Source organism: Thiogranum sp., from assembly GCF_058323355.1.
This window is the reverse complement of record NZ_JBTTIO010000062.1, coordinates 21,398-36,726: the sequence shown is the minus strand read 5'-3', so window position 1 is coordinate 36,726 and position 15,329 is coordinate 21,398. Positions and strand designations below refer to the sequence as shown.

Genomic DNA, 15,329 nt, shown 5'->3' with positions numbered 1-15,329 from the left:
GCCATGGCACGGGTTTGTGGGAGAGACATGGGCGAGATTATCGTCAAACATTTCAAACGTACCGACACGACATCGGACCGGAAAGAGCTGGTTACCGAGATTGTGGTGGAGAACTCGGATACCGGTCAGTTTCTCAGGCGTATTGAAGAGTCTCGTCTAACCCGACCCTGTTTCCAGACGATCGATATGCGCGGCAGGGTAGCCGGTGAGTGCCGGCGCTATGCGTTCAATGACCGCGTACACTATCTCGACGATATTTCCTTTCAGATGTTCGAACGCGGTCTGCGCGAGAACAACGGTGTGTATACCGTTGGTACCTTCGAGTCGATTGTCGGGGGTGCACATACCCTTCAGGCCCAGATAAATGCACGCGATGAAGCAGAACGCCGACGCCAGGAAATCGAACAGCGGCGCCTGGAACGTACACGTAATGCAGTGCGTGAGCGGGTCCGCGTGGACGGCGATGATGAGGCCGCGGATGTGCAGGCGGATGTCGCGGAAAATCCGGATCTCTTGCCACTTGGCTATTTCCGCAAACGGGAGCACCCACGCCTGCAATATGCCTGCAAGGTTACGATGCAAGGCGGAAATATCCGTACCAGCGGTATTACCCGGGATATTTCCGTGTGTGGTATTCAGGTGCGTATCAAGGGTTTGACGACTTTTCGGGAAGGCCAGAAGGTCCGCGTGTCGTTTGCCGGGCTGCGTGACAAGGCAGGCAGTGTCCAGGTTGACGATATCGGTTACAAGGTTGTACGTATCCAGACACGGGAAACGGAGAGTGCCCTGTTTCTGCGGCGGGTGGATCTTGATGAGCCTGCCGCGTTTTCAGACTTTGTTTCTCAGTTTGTTGATGAAAACCGGCGTCGCTACAAACTGGATGTCGACGACGAGTACCAGTCGACGCTGAGCTGGTATTACGAGCGCAGCCATGCGCAAAGTATCACCCAGTTGCCGGTTTTTATCGAAAAGACCGATGCCGGGGAGTTGCGTGTGCAGGCAGTTGCCATGAGTGAGGGTAATACCCATCTTGCACGTTTTTTCTGTACAGATGCGGATAATTACGACTTTACTCCATTGAGCCTTCCCGCACGGCTTGAACGTCTGCTTGAAGAGGGCGAATTCGTTATGGCGATGTATCGTCGCAAGGGGGACAGCGATGACTGCATGCGACTGCATTCCGCGGCCGATTTCGAGTTTGCCTGTGAAGCGGATTTTTCCCGTTTTGTTCGTTTTGCCACCACTCAGCCGGAATACAGCGTGGTCAAGGTCCAGGCGGGCAGCATGCCGTTGATTCAGGCCTCCGGTAAAAAAATCGATGAAGTTTCCCAGCGGCTGCAATACAAGTCCGAAGTACAGATGAAAGTGTTGCGCGATCAACTGGCGCGCCTGTCATTTGTGGCCTACACAGTGGACATGACACGCAAGTACACGGATCTGTCTGTGGACGATGATTCGGTTGAGGGATTGGTTGCCTGGGTCGGCTCCGAGTGCCGGAAACTTTCGGACGATTCCGTGGTGCAGTCACTGGACATGTCTCGGCAACAGCCGGGAATCGAGCTGGTTCGCTTTGGTTATGTCGAGCGCCGTCGCGAAGACCGTTATCTTGCCGAGACGCGGGTTGATGTCAAAATCAGCGGGCGCAGTTTTGACGGGATGTCAAAGGATATTTCCACGCGCGGTATTCGCATACAGTTGAATGAACAGGTTTCGGTCAAGCCCGGTGTACCGGTCAAGGTGGGCCTGGTGTCCCTGCAGCAGAAAAAATCCGCTGCTAACCTGATGGATATTCCTTACCTTGTGGTTAACTCGATGGACAGTGGCGAGGGCACGGTGCTCATGCTCGAGCGTGTGCTGGGCAGTGCCAAGGAGGGGCTCAAGGAGTTCTTTGTCGAGCTGATCACCAAGAATGAGCACAAGCTGGGTGTGGATACGGGAGATATCTGGAGTGCCACGACATCGAGGCTCTACGAATCGTTGCTGGCCGCCAATACACCGACCATCCCGTTTTTTCTCGGGCGTAACCAGGAGGGTGGAGCTCACCTGCAGTTTGTTGGTGTGCCGGAAGGCGGCAATGCCTTGCTGGATTTTTTTACCACGGAAAGTGGCCACGATTTTCGCAGTCTCAATGATCGCCGTGTCGTAACGGCGTTGTATGATGCGGTGCAGATCCTGTTGCGCCAGCAGAAAGCCTCACAGGAACCGCCGGCACCCTTCGAACTGGAACTTTATCTCTATCGGGAGCTGGACGAGGAAACCGGTGAAACCTTTATTCACGCGGCCACCGAGCTGGATTTCTCCAGCGATGCCGGGCGTGAGGCCTACTTGCAACAGCTGTCTGAAAAGGCTGAATGGCGTTGTTTAAAGATTATTACCACGTTTGTTCATGCGCTGGATGACAAGTCGCTGGACAAGCTGGTTGCTTCCGTGCGCGAGCAGTCGAAACATCGCGCCATCAAGCTCTCGGACCTGGCACATTCCGTGGTGGGCTGTGGCGAGATTGTGGATATCACCCGGCAGTGGGCGTCCTTGCGTAGCGCATCCTAGTTCACTCTGTCGTGCCTGTACCGGTACAATAGCCGGGTCTCAATTCAGACCACGGAACCGGCATGTCCACAGATACCCCCGTTGAAAGCGTCGAAACGCTTCCGCTGCATACCTTTACTGAAAAGGCGTACCTGGATTATTCCATGTACGTCATCCTCGACCGCGCACTGCCGCACATCGGTGACGGACTGAAACCGGTGCAGCGGCGTATTGTCTACGCCATGTCTGAACTCGGCCTGTCGGCGCGTGCCAAGTTTAAAAAATCCGCGCGCACCGTGGGTGACGTGCTGGGTAAATTTCACCCGCACGGCGATTCGGCCTGTTACGAAGCCATGGTGCATATGGCGCAACCTTTTTCTTTCCGTTACCCGCTGGTTGACGGGCAGGGGAACTGGGGGGCGCAGGACGATCCGAAGTCCTTTGCCGCCATGCGCTATACCGAGGCGCGCCTGTCAGCTTTTTCCGAAGTTCTGCTGGCCGAGCTGGGCGAGGGTACTGTCGACTGGACGGCCAATTTTGATGGTACGTTACAGGAGCCGATCCTGCTGCCTGCACGCCTGCCGGTGGTGTTGCTGAATGGCGCAGCCGGTATTGCAGTGGGTATGGCGACAGATATTCCTCCGCATAACCTGCGTGAGGTCGCTGCCGCTGCCATTCACCTGCTGGAGAAGCCGAAGGCGACGGTGGATGACTTGTGTGAGTACATTCAGGGACCTGACTACCCGACCGGTGGCGATATTGTTACACCGCGCGAGGAGTTGCTGCGCGCTTACCACACGGGTAGCGGCAGTGTGCGTATCCGCGCCCGCTATGAGCAGGAAGGTGGCGATATCATTGTTACAGAACTTCCCTGGCAGGTATCCGGTGCCCGGGTGCTGGAGCAGATTGCCGCACAAATGACAGCGAAGAAGTTGCCCATGGTCGCCGATCTTCGCGATGAGTCGGACCACGAAAATCCAACCCGGCTGGTGATTGTGCCGCGTTCCAGCCGTATCGATGTCGATACCATTATGCTGCACCTGTTTGCGACAACCGACCTGGAGCGCAGTTACCGCGTCAACATGAACATGATCGGGCTGGACGGTCGCCCGGCGGTCAAGGATCTGCATACACTGCTCAAGGAGTGGCTGGAATTCCGTATTGGCACAGTGACCCGGCGCCTGCAATACCGGCTCGACAAGGTGCTGGAGCGTTTGCACATTCTCGATGGTCTGCTGGTTGCCTATCTCAATATCGATGAAGTCATCGCGATTATTCGCAGCGAAGATGAACCGCGGCCGGTACTGATGAGACGTTTCAGCCTCAGCGAGCGGCAGGCGGATGCGATTCTCGATCTGAAGCTCCGCCACCTGGCGAAGCTGGAGGAAATGAAAATCCGTGGCGAGCAGGAACAGCTTGCGAAAGAGCGCGACAGCCTGCAAAAAACCCTGTCGTCGAAACAGCGTTTGCGCACGCTGGTAAAAAAGGAGATTAGCGCTGACAGCGAGAAGTTTGGTGACGATCGCCGTTCCGCACTGGTAACACGCCCGCCGGCACAGGCGCTGGACGAAACAGCGCTGATCCCCAGCGACCCGGTTACCATCGTGTTATCCGAAAAAGGCTGGGTGAGAGCGGCAAAAGGCCACGATATCGATCCCGAGGCACTTAGCTACAAGGCAGGTGACAGTTTTCTCGCTGCAGTGCAGGGGCGCAGTAATCAACAGGTCGTATTTCTTGATTCCACGGGTCGCGCCTACACACTGGCGGCGCATAGCCTGCCCTCGGCACGCGGCCAGGGTGAGCCACTGACCGGCCGTTTCAATCCGCCGGATGGCGCCCGCTTTGTGGGTGTTATGGCCGGGAATCCTGACAGTCTTTATCTGCTGGCGAGCGACGCCGGCTATGGCTTTGTTGCCCGCCTTGGCGACCTGTACGCGCGCAACAAGGCCGGTAAGTCTGTTTTGTCGGTTCCCAAGCATGCCCGGGTATTGCAACCGGCACCGGTTACGGATCCCGGGACAGATCAGCTGGCAGCGATAGACCTGCAGGGCCATATGCTGGTGATCCCGACGGCGGAGGTTCCGCGCCTGAACCGCGGCAAGGGCATCAAGATTCAGGGTATCAATGCGAAGAAGCTTGCCAGCGGGGATGAGCGCATGGTGGCTGTGGTAAGCGTGCCCGGGGGTGGCGCGCTGGTGCTGCATGCAGGCAAGCGACACCTGAAACTGAAATCCTCTGAACTGGCGCTGTATCTGGGCGACCGCGGGCGCAAGGGCAGGAAACTGCCGCGTGGCCTGCAGCGTGTCGACCGGGCTTTTGCTGAATAAACCGGTCTTTCAGGTATAGTCAGTGCACCGGCGGCGACGTGCAGGTAGAATGGCGCCCGTTCATTTTCAGCCAGGATAAGGTTCTATGTCCCTGATTCGCCCGTTTGCCGGCCTGAGACCGGTGCCAGAGCACGCCAATGATGTCGTGGCGCCTCCCTATGATGTACTCAACAGCGAGGAGGCCCGTCAGCGGGCTGCCGGCCGGCCGTTGAGTTTTCTGCATATTTCAAAGGCAGAGATCGATCTGCCGGAAGGCACAGATCCCTATGATCCGGCGGTGTATGCCAGGGCGGCGGAGAACCTGCAGAAGCTGATCGCAGATGGTGTGCTCAAGCGCGAGGACAAGCCGGTCTATTACGTTTACCGTCTGACCATGGGTGACCATGTGCAGACCGGGCTGGTTGCCGTTGCCTCGGTGGCCGAGTACGACAGGAACCGTATCCGCAAGCACGAGTTCACCCGTCCCGCCAAGGAGGACGACCGTGTCCGTCAGATCGAGGCGTTGAACGCCCAGACCGGACCGGTGTTGCTGGCCTATCGTTCGCAGGATGAGATTGACGCGCTGATCGCTTCTGCGACGAACAAACCGCCGGAATATGACCTGGTTGCCGATGACGGGATCGGGCATGCCTTCTGGGTGCTGGACGATCCGGAGACGATCGAAAAGCTGACAAAAGGTTTCGATGCCATGGAGGCGATTTACATTGCCGATGGACATCACCGCTCGGCAGCGGCTTCACGGGTGGCGGCCCGTAAAAACGGACCGGAGGATGCCATGAGCCGTTATTTCCTGTCCGTGATCTTCCCGCACAAACAGATGAAAATCCTTGATTACAACCGTGTGGTGAAAGACCTGAACGGGCTGAGCGAAATGCAGTTCATGGAAAAAATTGCCGAGGCCTTTGATGTCAATCCATCACCGGAGCCGGTAGCGCCAGGGAAACCGGGTGAGTTCGGCATGTACCTGAACGGGCAGTGGTACCGTCTGAATATCCACCCGGAGTTGATCCCGCAAGACCCTGTGGCGCGGCTCGATGTCAGCCTGCTGGCTGACAACCTGATGGAACCGGTGCTGGGCATCAGTGATCCGCGCACCGACCCGCGTATCGACTTTGTCGGTGGTATTCGCGGTCTGGGAGAACTGGAAAAACGCGTCAACAGCGGAGAGATGGCCGTCGCATTTTCCCTGTTCGCCACGACCATGGAAGACCTGATGGCCGTCGCGGATGCCAATGAAGTGATGCCACCCAAGTCAACCTGGTTTGAACCCAAACTGGCTGATGGACTGGTATCGCACGTGCTCGACTAGGCGACCTCTCCAGTGAAATCGTAGCTGAGTGTTTCGCTCGGCTCCTGCAGGAAGTTGCCCTGGATAAAGTTGATACCGCTCTGCCAGAGAACCGCCAGGCTATGTGCATCCTGTACATACTCGGCAATACACTGCTTGTTCATTGAGTTGGCGGTGTCGAGAATTGACTTCACCATCGCCTGGTTGTCGGTATCGCTGGCCAGGTTGTGAATGAACGAGCCGTCGATTTTCAGGAAGTCGACGGGCAGGTGCTTGAGCAACTGGAAGGAATTCGGGCTGGTGCCAAAGTGTTCCAGAACAGAATTGCAGTGCAGATCCCGCAGCGTCTTGACGAATGTTTTTGCCTGTTTCAGGTGTTGTGACGCGACTTTCTCCGAGAGTTCGAATACCAGTGCGTCACCGGGCAGGCGATATTTCTTCAGGCAGTCATTAATAAACGCGACCAGTTTTTCATCCAGCAGGGTCTGGGCTGAAATCTTGATGAAGAACTGCGTGTCGGAACCCTGTGCGCGGTGTTCCGACAAGGCCTTGATGGCATGCCTGATGACCCACTGGTCGATGTCCCCGATTTGTCCTGTCTGTTCGGCAATGGGCAGGAACTGGCTGGGCAGGATATGTTCATCCTCGTCATTGAGCATGCGCAGCAGAACCTCGTACTTCTCGCCGGTATCGCCCTGCAGGCTCACGATCGGCTGGTAAAGCAGTCTGAACTGGTTCTTCTCAAGTGAATCCTCGATCAGGGCATGCATCTGCTGATCGCGTTCCTTGCCGATCTTTTCGTCCACCACCGGGTTATGCAGGTGGATCCTGTTGCCACCCGAGGAGCGGGCAACCTCGCAGGCCAGGTCGGCGCGCGAAATGACTTCGTGTGCCGACGGTGCGCTTTCGCCAATGATACTCATGCCGATGCTGCAGGTGGTGGTGACAGACTTGCCTTCAATTTCGGTGATATGGTCTTCAATTGCCTGGCGAACTTTCTCGCCCAGTACGGAAATCGAATCGTGGTCGCAGTCCTTGCGGAGTACCGTGAAAGAGTGATCTCCAAAGCGGGCGACAATATCCTCATCCTCTGTGTGTTCGCGTAACAGTTCGGCGATATCACTGATCACCATATCGGCTGCGCCGAGTCCGATGTTATCCTTGATGTCCTTGAAATTGTCCATCAGCAGATAGATCAGGGCGGCATTTTCAGAACCGCTTACCGCGTTAGTGATGGAGAGTTCCAGTTCTTCCATGAAGTATTGCCGGTTGAACAGGCCGGTCAGGACGTCCTGCTTGCTGAGGAAGCGGATCTTCTGCTCCAGCTCCTTGCTCGATCCGGCCTGGTTGCGGATGATGATCTGGGTGCAGGCTTCACCGTCTATACTGGCAGGGGAGAACTCCATCAGGGCGTCGAACTGCTTGCCGTCAGGTAACTGGCCGTGGGTTTCCAGCGAACTCTCAGTAGCGCCTTGCTTGCTGAAGTTGCGAAGAAAAGCCTTGAACTTGTCGTGTTCACCGGGTGCGACCATATCGAGAATCGGTGTGCCCTCGATTTCTTCAATGTCGTCAAAGCCGAACATTTCCAGGTAAGAGCTATTGGCGAAGATGTGCATGCCTTCGTGAACGTAGGCAATGGCATCCCGTGAACTTTCCATCAGGGAGCGTGCGCGCTTCTCACTTTCGTGAAAGCGGGCCTCAAAAATCTGTGCCTTGCTACAGGCGCTGAGTTGCCGGAGTTCGCGTTGGGTGACCAGTTGCAGGTGCTCTGGCTGGTCGTATGAACAGAGGTCGTGCGCACCCTGGCGCATGGCTTCGATGATATCGGACTCGTCAGCCGTTTCACCGATGGCAATCAGTGGCACAGGAATTTCGCGTTGCTTGAGGATGTCCGCCACTTCGGACAAGGAAATGGATTCAAGCCCCGTTGCGCACAACACCAGGTTCGGTGTCTGTTTGTCCAGTGCGGCGTTGATGTCCTCACTGTCTTCTGCATAGTCCAGCCGGGACGCCTGTCCTGCGTTTCTCAGGATATTGGCAAGCGCTTCCGCATCGTTCCGTGATTCCTCGACGACAAGCAGACGCAGGGTTTGATCCTTGTCCATAGGGTGTGGTGCTCCTGATTTCAGATGTCTCTCGCCAGCGGGTGGCTGGCCGTGCGCTCTCATTGTTTCGGCAGCAGGGAGCACATTCTTTACCTGCGGGTCATGGCGATATGGCTATTCCTGCCTGTGCCGTAACCCCTTTTACATAAACGGGTTTCCTGCTAGCATCCCGTCACACGGTCAGCATGACAGTGGCCATATAACAGCAGCCGGGGACAGTGGTATGCAACAGATCAGGGTACGAGCTGAAACTCCCGATGATTTCAGCGCCATTGATGTCGTTAATCTCAGTGCTTTTGAGGGTGAAGCCGAGGCACAGCTGATCAGTGAGCTGCGAAAGTCGCCGACCTTTATCCCCGACCTGTCACTGGTGGCGGAGCTCAACGGGCGTATTGTCGGCCACGTCGTACTATCCCGGGTGAAGCTGGTCTCCGAACAGGGGGAAAGCGAGATTCTCGCGCTGGGACCGATGTCGGTCGTGCCTTCCCAGTCACATCGCGGGATTGGTTCAGAGCTTATCGATGCCGCCGTAGCGCGTGCCAGACCGCTTTGTTACAACGCTATCGTGGTAGCCGGGCACCCCGACTATTACCTGCGCTTTGGTTTCAGGCCGGCATCAGACCGGGGTGTGACCTGCAACCTGCCAATACCGGATGATGCGCTGACGGCCATGGAGCTGGTCGATGGCGCCCTGTCAGGTGGCGGGATAGTCGAATACCCGGATTTGTTCAGGGCACTGTTCTAGCAGCCCGGTGAGCGGGTCACAGTAATTCCCAGATGTCATCAAAGTCGCTGCTGGCGGGTTTGCCGGCAGACTTTTTCTGTGTGGCAAGTTTTATCTCACCCAGTGCGGTGAACTGGAACTGGGCAAAGCTGCCGGTATTTTCCACCAGTTTCGTCAACTCGACACGCACATTCTTTCCATGACAGTTGATGATTGCCGTGTCGCCCACCTTGAACGGTGGTGACGGTAACAGCAGTGTCGCGCTCTGCTGGATGGTGGCGATTTCGGGCAGCAGCAGGCCGCGGGTGAATTCATCATTTTTTGCAGCGTGCTGCGCGGGGCGTCCTGCGATAGCCACGGCACCGGGTGACAGCATCTGAACCCCGAGTTCCAGCCCGCGTTTGTCAGCGAATTTCAGCCAGCGGATGACACCCAGCCGCCAGTGAAAGGTGTCCGGGTCGCTTTCTTCGCGGATACCCAGTAATTCACCGACCTGTGCGCGGGTGGTTTCAGGATTGTCCCACAGCAGGCAGTAACCGCCGGCGCTGATATTGACCATTTTCCAGTTCTGGGTGCGGTGGTTGGGGTTAATCTGCATGCCCGACGCAGCGCGCGCCACGGCGGTTTCCAGGCTGCTTGGCAGTGCTTCTCCCTCAATCCGGTAGTTCATTTCCCATACGTCAGGTAACGGGCTGTTTTCAGACTGTAGGTTGCGGGCCTCGAAGCGGGCAGGCTGCTGAATGCCGGGGCTGGATTCCGGGTCAACCGACAGATCGGTATGGCATTCTTTACTGACAGGCGCCTGGTTGAAAGCAGCTTCGCCACTGACAAAATAGTGAATAGAACTCAGGCCCATCGACACAATGACCTGTGAGTGGTCTTTGACCCGTGAATAGCGGCGTTTGGGCATGACGCCCCATACCAGCATCAGGTGCCGCAATGTGGAAAGCTTGATCCCCGTCGTACGCTTGCCCCGGCTCTCGCTGATGGCATTGCGGATGTGTTCCGCCAGGCGCCCTGTGTCCATCGTGCGGGTTGTGCCGCAGCTCTCGCTTTTGTCCCTGAGTACCAGGTAACTGGGTGGCTCGTCAGCATCCAGGTTGACCGAGAAAAGTGCGTTCGGTCGTTGCTCGAGCGTATCAAGATCACTGAACCTGGCCCAGTTTTCCAGTGCGTTGTAGATGTCTTCCACTTCACCGTGGCGCAGGCGGTAGGGGCAGGCCAGTGCCAGCAGCAGAATCTGTTTGTAACAGTCTGTTACTGTCGATGCGTGCTGGACAGCCGCGATGGCGTCCATCACCTTGCTGCGATGCAGGCCGTTGCTTTCCGCGTAACGATACAGCGAATGGATCTCCAGCCAGACCGATGCCGGGTACGGTTCATAGACCTGGAAAGCCTTGAGCAGCACCAGTCCCAGCAGTTTTACCGAGCGATGGATGGCCGTTACCAGCAGTTTTTTGTCCTTGCGGCCGACGCCGGCGATCTGTTCCATGACCAGCACCTTGTAGCCAGTAGCCAGTGCATGGGTGATTTCGCGTGACAGGTGGGCAATCTTCAGGTTCTTCATCATTGGCGGCAGCGGCTTGCCGATGACGTGTTTCTTCATATGATCGGTCACAAACCGAACCGGTTGCTGCAGGAGTTCCAGTGTCCTGAAGCGTTGCTGGCCCGGTATATCCTGGTGGTTGAGGTCATTCAGCGCTTCAAACAGCAGCTTTGTCGTTTCCCCCACATTGGCCATCGGGAGATGCTCAATCCATACTTTTACGCTGGCGGGTTTGCTGTCGAATGAGCCGCGTTTCGGGCTGGTACGGTTCGGTACTGAAAGTTGCATGGGCATTTCGTCCGCTGGTTGTTTTTGCATGCAGGGCGGACTCCGGGCACGGCGCTGTCATCCCTGCATCCCGCCCGGGCTATCGTCCTTTCAGCAGGAAACTGAACATTTGCGGGGCAGGGCAATGCATGCAGCCTGCCCTGCCCCGAAGCAGGAATCGTAGTGACAAAGGCTTGCCAGGGGGCGGGTTTATGGGCGGGGGCGCATCAAAGCGGTGTTTTTGCGCTTTCCCCGGGACTTTCCCGAACCAGCCTTGGCACGAGGTAACCCGGTAATACAGAACGGATTTTTTCTATCAATTGGTGTGCTTCCGCATCGCCAACGGCGAAATGCCCGGCACCCTGAACCCGGTCCAGCTGGTGCAGGTAATAGGGTAAAACGCCCGCATCGAACAGGCGCTGGCCAAGTGCGCAGAGAATTTCCGCATTGTCGTTGATGCCGCGCAGAAGGACGGACTGGTTGAGCAGGGTGACACCGGCGGATTGCAGTTGTTGCATGGCGTTTTTCACCGCGGTATCGATTTCACTGGCGTGGTTGCAATGAATGACCAGAACCACCCGCAAGCGGGTTTCTGTTACCCAGTTGAGCAGCGCGCTGTCGACACGTTCCGGGACGACCACCGGCACCCGGCTGTGCAACCGCAGGGTGGTGATATGCGGGATCAATGCCAGGTCTTCAGCCATGCCGGCCAGGCGGGAATCGCTGAGCGTCAGCGGGTCGCCGCCACTGAGGATGACTTCGCTGATCTGTTCACGCTGCGCCAGGTAGTCCAGCGTGGCCGGCCAGTGCTCGCGGCCCGGATTGGCCTCATTGTAGGGGTAGTGACGGCGGAAGCAGTAACGACAGTTGATTGCGCAGGCACCGGTCAGCGTCAGCAGCACGCGACCCGGGTATTTGTGCAGCAGACCGGGAACCGGCATGGCGACCAGCTCCTCAAGCGGATCGGCGACATAGCCCGGTGTGTCCTGCAATTCCTCGCCAACGGGTAATATCTGCCTGAGCAGGGGGTCGGCCGGGTCACCCCTGCGCATGCGTTGCACGAAACCGGCCGGGACGCGCAGGCGAAACTGCCGTGTGGCGTTTTTTGCCTGGGGCAGCAGATCCCGTGGCAGATCCAGCATTTGCCACAAGGTCTCCACGTCCGTGATGCATTGTCCCATCAGCGTTTGCCACAGGGGTGTCTGTTGCCGTTGCAGGCTTCGCGGTATCATACGGCTCCTGTTTCCCCCGATATTGACAATACAAGGTGCTCCATGGCGACCTACAGTACGAATGAATTCAAGGGCGGTCTGAAGATCATGCTCGACAACGACCCCTGTTCCATCATTGAAAACGAGTTTGTGAAGCCAGGCAAGGGCCAGGCCTTCAACCGGGTGAAAATCCGCAATCTGAAGACCGGCCGTGTTATCGAGCGTACCTTTAAATCCGGCGAAACGGTGGAAGCGGCAGACGTCATGGAAACCGACATGCAGTACCTGTATACCGATGGCGAGTTCTGGCATTTTATGGACCCGGACAGCTACGAACAGATTGCCGCCGGTGAAGCGGCGGTGGCCGAGGCGAAAAAATGGTTGAAGGAACAGGATACCTGCCAGGTCACCCTGTGGAACGGCGTACCGATCAGTGTCACGCCGCCCAACTTTGTCGAACTGGAAGTGACAGAAACAGATCCCGGGGTGCGCGGCGATACCTCGGGCGGTGGCGGCAAGCCGGCAACATTGCAAACCGGAGCCGTGGTGCGTGTTCCACTGTTTATCGATATCGGTGAAATCGTCAAGGTCGATACCCGTACCGGCGAATACGTCGGCCGTGTCAAAGACTGAACCTGTGAGCGACTGGTGTCCCGGCACCGGCAATGATGTGCTGCGGATGCGTGCGACACTGCTGGCGCGTATCCGGGATTTCTTTCGTGAGCAGGATGTGCTGGAGGTCGATACGCCGGCGTTGTCGTCTGCTGCAACGACCGATCCGGCGATAGTATCCTTTCACACCCGCTACACCGGGCCAGGTGCAGCGGAAGGAAAATCCCTTTACCTGTGCAGTTCCCCCGAGTTTTTCATGAAGCGATTGCTGGCAGCGGGCAGTGGACCGGTCTACCAGCTCGCGCACGTCTTCCGTAATGGTGAGTACGGGACGCGCCACAATCCTGAATTCATGATGCTGGAATGGTACCGACCCGGTATTGGCCACCATGCGCTGATGGATGAAGTGGACCAGTTCATGGCTTCGGTGCTGGACGGGGTTGTTGACTACAGCCCGGCTGTGCGCATCAGTTACCGGGACTGGTTTATCGAGGGAACCGGGCTTGATCCGTGGTGCGATGATAGCGGCGCATTCCGGCAGTTCGCGCTCCAGCAGCTCGGCAAGGCACTGCCCGCGCTGGATAAGGCGGACAGGGACGGCTGGCTCGACCTGATCGTGACACACTGGCTGGAACCCCGGCTCGGTCCGGCGGCGCAGTTTGTGTACGACTATCCGCCATCCCAGGCCTCTCTGGCGTGTCTGCGCGACGGTGAATACCTGGTGGCGGAACGCTTTGAACTGTATGTTGGCGGTATTGAAATTGCCAACGGTTTTCATGAGCTGGCGGATGCGGATGAACAGCAGCAACGGTTTATTGCTGACAACCGGCGCCGTACACAACAGGGGCAGGCCGAAATGCCAATCGATCATGCGCTGATCGACGCGCTTGCGCATGGTTTGCCGGATTGCAGCGGTGTGGCGCTGGGTGTCGATCGGCTGCTGATGGTGGCTTCGGGCGCTGCTTCGATCGGAACCGTGATGCCGTTTGATCTTGGCCGGGTGTGACAGGATGCCACTACAAGCCATGACTGACGCGATGCTGCAGCCTGCGATTGTGATGATTGAAACCAGCCATCCCGGGAATATCGGGGCAGCTGCGCGGGCCATGAAAAACATGGGGCTGGATGACCTGAGGCTGGTCAGTCCCAAACAGTTTCCCTGTGCCGAAGCAACGGCGCGGGCCGCCGGCGCAGACGATCTGCTTGCCGCTGTGCAACAGTTTGACTCTATCGATGCAGCAATCGCTGACGCTACGCTGGTGATCGGTGCAAGTGCGCGCAGTCGCGCATTACCGATACCGATGCTGGAGCCGCGCAGTTGCGCGGAGCAGGTGCGCAGCCACCCGGCTACCGGCAAGGCGGCTATCCTGTTTGGTCGTGAACGCACCGGTTTGACCAATGAAGAGCTGAGCCTCTGTCACTACCTTGTGCAGATCCCGGTCAATCCCGGCTATCCCTCATTGAATGTTGCGGCGGCTGTGCAGGTGATCAGTTACGAGTTGCGTATGGCCGCTCTGACGGCTGCGGGGGGGGCGCAGCCGGATGTTGACACGGATTACGCTACGGCCCGGCAGATGGAGCAGTTTTACCAGCATCTTGAGCAGACGCTGGTCGAGCTGGAGTTTCTTGACCCCGATAACCCACGCCAGTTAATGCGCCGCCTGCGCCGCCTGTTTAACCGTGCCCGGCCGGATCACAACGAGGTGAATATCCTGCGCGGAATTCTTACCGCCGTGAACCGCAAAACCCCGGGTAACAGGGCGTGAATTGGCGCACTGGCTCCAGCTGCCTATAATGAACCGCTATCTTTCAGGCCGGGTGATGTATGTGGGAGCGATTACGGGAAGATCTGGACTGCGTATTTGATCGCGACCCGGCCGCGCGCACCCGTTTTGAAGTCATAACGACCTACCCGGGTTTCCACGCGGTGCTGATGCATCGCTTCACGCATTTTCTGTGGAACAACGGCCTGCCCTGGCTGGCGCGCGTGCTGGCGAATGTCGCGCGCCTGTTTACCGGTATTGAAATCCATCCCGGCGCCACCATTGGCCGGCGTTTCTTCATCGATCATGGTATGGGCGTTGTCATTGGTGAGACGGCCGAAATCGGTGATGATTGCACCCTCTACCACGGTGTCACACTGGGGGGCACCAGCTGGGAAAAAGGCAAACGCCACCCGACGCTGGGCAATGATGTGGTGATTGGTGCCGGCGCCAAGGTGCTGGGTCCGATTCATATCGGCGATGATGTGCGCATCGGTTCAAATGCCGTTGTGGTGCGGGATGTTCACGAAGGTTCGACGGTCGTCGGTGTGCCCGGACGGGTGGTGGGTGGCAGTATTTCCGACCAGCAGAAGCGCCGTGAGGCGATTGCGAAAAAAATGGGCTTCGACGCCTACGGCAGTACCCAGGACATGCCTGATCCGGTTGCCAGTGCCATCAACAGCATGCTCGACCATATTCACGTGATGGACAAGCGCCTGGAAGACATGTGCCGTGGCCTGAAAAGTCTCGGTGCCGAGGTGGCGGACATGCAGATGCCGGATCTCGGTCCCTGTGAACTGGACAGCCAGACGGCCCGCACGGTGCCGCCTGTCGTAACCGGGGATGATGAGCCGGAAACGGATGCCGCGGAAAAGCCCGGCGGCAGTGGCAAGCCCGATTGACGCGTGTTGTCAGCGAGCCTGCCTCGTCCGGGGTGGGCGCTTGCTGGCAGCTGACGGC

Annotated in this window: 11 protein-coding genes; 8 read left to right on the top strand and 3 right to left on the bottom strand. The window is 57.6% G+C overall.

What is annotated here, in order from left to right; genetic code table 11:
- Nucleotides 1-27: 27 nt before the first annotated feature.
- The 3 genes from ACW81B_RS09355 to ACW81B_RS09345 all read left to right on the top strand — a co-directional run bounded on the left by ACW81B_RS09355 (nt 28) and on the right by ACW81B_RS09345 (nt 6,162).
- On the top strand, nt 28-2,547 hold the full coding sequence (locus ACW81B_RS09355; RefSeq protein ID WP_491579956.1) for a PilZ domain-containing protein: 2,520 nt from the start codon (nt 28-30) through the stop codon (nt 2,545-2,547).
- Between the two features lie 62 nt (nt 2,548-2,609).
- Nucleotides 2,610-4,853, top strand: a complete 2,244-nt coding sequence (gene parC / locus ACW81B_RS09350; RefSeq protein ID WP_491579955.1) for a DNA topoisomerase IV subunit A — start codon at nt 2,610-2,612, stop codon at nt 4,851-4,853.
- An 85-nt stretch (nt 4,854-4,938) separates the two neighbouring features.
- The gene (locus tag ACW81B_RS09345; RefSeq protein ID WP_491579954.1) at nt 4,939-6,162 is read left to right on the top strand and encodes a DUF1015 domain-containing protein; all 1,224 of its coding nucleotides are present in this window, start codon (nt 4,939-4,941) and stop codon (nt 6,160-6,162) included.
- Here the strand turns inward: ACW81B_RS09345 and ACW81B_RS09340 are convergent.
- Nucleotides 6,159-8,246, bottom strand: coding sequence for a putative bifunctional diguanylate cyclase/phosphodiesterase (locus tag ACW81B_RS09340; RefSeq protein WP_491579953.1), 2,088 nt, complete (start codon nt 8,244-8,246; stop codon nt 6,159-6,161). The two genes, ACW81B_RS09345 and ACW81B_RS09340, sit on opposite strands and share 4 nt — an antisense overlap.
- A 223-nt stretch (nt 8,247-8,469) precedes the next feature.
- Here ACW81B_RS09340 and ACW81B_RS09335 point away from each other — a divergent pair, with 223 nt between their 5' ends.
- Complete coding sequence (locus ACW81B_RS09335) at nt 8,470-8,991, top strand: GNAT family N-acetyltransferase (RefSeq protein WP_491579952.1); 522 nt, start codon at nt 8,470-8,472, stop codon at nt 8,989-8,991.
- Nucleotides 8,992-9,007: 16 nt separating this feature from the next.
- Here ACW81B_RS09335 and ACW81B_RS09330 read toward each other — a convergent pair whose 3' ends face one another.
- Entirely contained in the window at nt 9,008-10,834 is a 1,827-nt protein-coding gene (locus ACW81B_RS09330; RefSeq protein WP_491579951.1) for a cyclic-di-GMP receptor FimW-related protein, read from the bottom strand.
- A gap of 176 nt (nt 10,835-11,010) precedes the next feature.
- Nucleotides 11,011-12,015 (bottom strand): EF-P beta-lysylation protein EpmB, encoded by a 1,005-nt coding sequence (gene epmB / locus ACW81B_RS09325; RefSeq protein ID WP_491579950.1) that lies wholly within the window; start codon nt 12,013-12,015, stop codon nt 11,011-11,013.
- Between the two features lie 42 nt (nt 12,016-12,057).
- On the opposite strand from epmB, the gene efp reads away from it, so the two are divergent.
- Genes efp through cysE form a run of 4 tightly spaced genes read left to right on the top strand, consistent with a single transcriptional unit; the run spans nt 12,058 to nt 15,271 of the window.
- On the top strand, nt 12,058-12,627 hold the full coding sequence (gene efp / locus ACW81B_RS09320; protein ID WP_491579949.1) for an elongation factor P: 570 nt from the start codon (nt 12,058-12,060) through the stop codon (nt 12,625-12,627).
- Nucleotides 12,628-12,631: 4 nt separating this feature from the next.
- Complete coding sequence (gene epmA / locus ACW81B_RS09315; RefSeq protein ID WP_491579948.1) at nt 12,632-13,612, top strand: EF-P lysine aminoacylase EpmA; 981 nt, start codon at nt 12,632-12,634, stop codon at nt 13,610-13,612.
- Between the two features lie 19 nt (nt 13,613-13,631).
- Nucleotides 13,632-14,372: an RNA methyltransferase gene (locus ACW81B_RS09310; protein ID WP_491579947.1), complete on the top strand. Its 741-nt coding sequence runs from the start codon at nt 13,632-13,634 to the stop codon at nt 14,370-14,372.
- A gap of 59 nt (nt 14,373-14,431) precedes the next feature.
- Nucleotides 14,432-15,271 (top strand): serine O-acetyltransferase, encoded by an 840-nt coding sequence (cysE, locus tag ACW81B_RS09305; RefSeq protein ID WP_491579946.1) that lies wholly within the window; start codon nt 14,432-14,434, stop codon nt 15,269-15,271.
- The last annotated feature ends 58 nt before the right edge of the window (nt 15,272-15,329 follow it).

What these genes read in the sequence shown, in the direction of transcription:
- ACW81B_RS09335 (WP_491579952.1), top strand. Translation starts at nt 8,470, where the DNA reads ATGCAACAGATCAGGGTACGAGCTGAAACTCCCGATGATTTCAGCGCC.
- epmB (WP_491579950.1), bottom strand. Translation starts at nt 12,015, where the DNA reads ATGATACCGCGAAGCCTGCAACGGCAACAGACACCCCTGTGGCAAACG.
- efp (WP_491579949.1), top strand. Translation starts at nt 12,058, where the DNA reads ATGGCGACCTACAGTACGAATGAATTCAAGGGCGGTCTGAAGATCATG.
- ACW81B_RS09355 (WP_491579956.1), top strand. Translation starts at nt 28, where the DNA reads ATGGGCGAGATTATCGTCAAACATTTCAAACGTACCGACACGACATCG.
- ACW81B_RS09310 (WP_491579947.1), top strand. Translation starts at nt 13,632, where the DNA reads ATGACTGACGCGATGCTGCAGCCTGCGATTGTGATGATTGAAACCAGC.
- ACW81B_RS09340 (WP_491579953.1), bottom strand. Translation starts at nt 8,246, where the DNA reads ATGGACAAGGATCAAACCCTGCGTCTGCTTGTCGTCGAGGAATCACGG.
- parC (WP_491579955.1), top strand. Translation starts at nt 2,610, where the DNA reads ATGTCCACAGATACCCCCGTTGAAAGCGTCGAAACGCTTCCGCTGCAT.
- ACW81B_RS09330 (WP_491579951.1), bottom strand. Translation starts at nt 10,834, where the DNA reads ATGCAAAAACAACCAGCGGACGAAATGCCCATGCAACTTTCAGTACCG.
- cysE (WP_491579946.1), top strand. Translation starts at nt 14,432, where the DNA reads ATGTGGGAGCGATTACGGGAAGATCTGGACTGCGTATTTGATCGCGAC.
- ACW81B_RS09345 (WP_491579954.1), top strand. Translation starts at nt 4,939, where the DNA reads ATGTCCCTGATTCGCCCGTTTGCCGGCCTGAGACCGGTGCCAGAGCAC.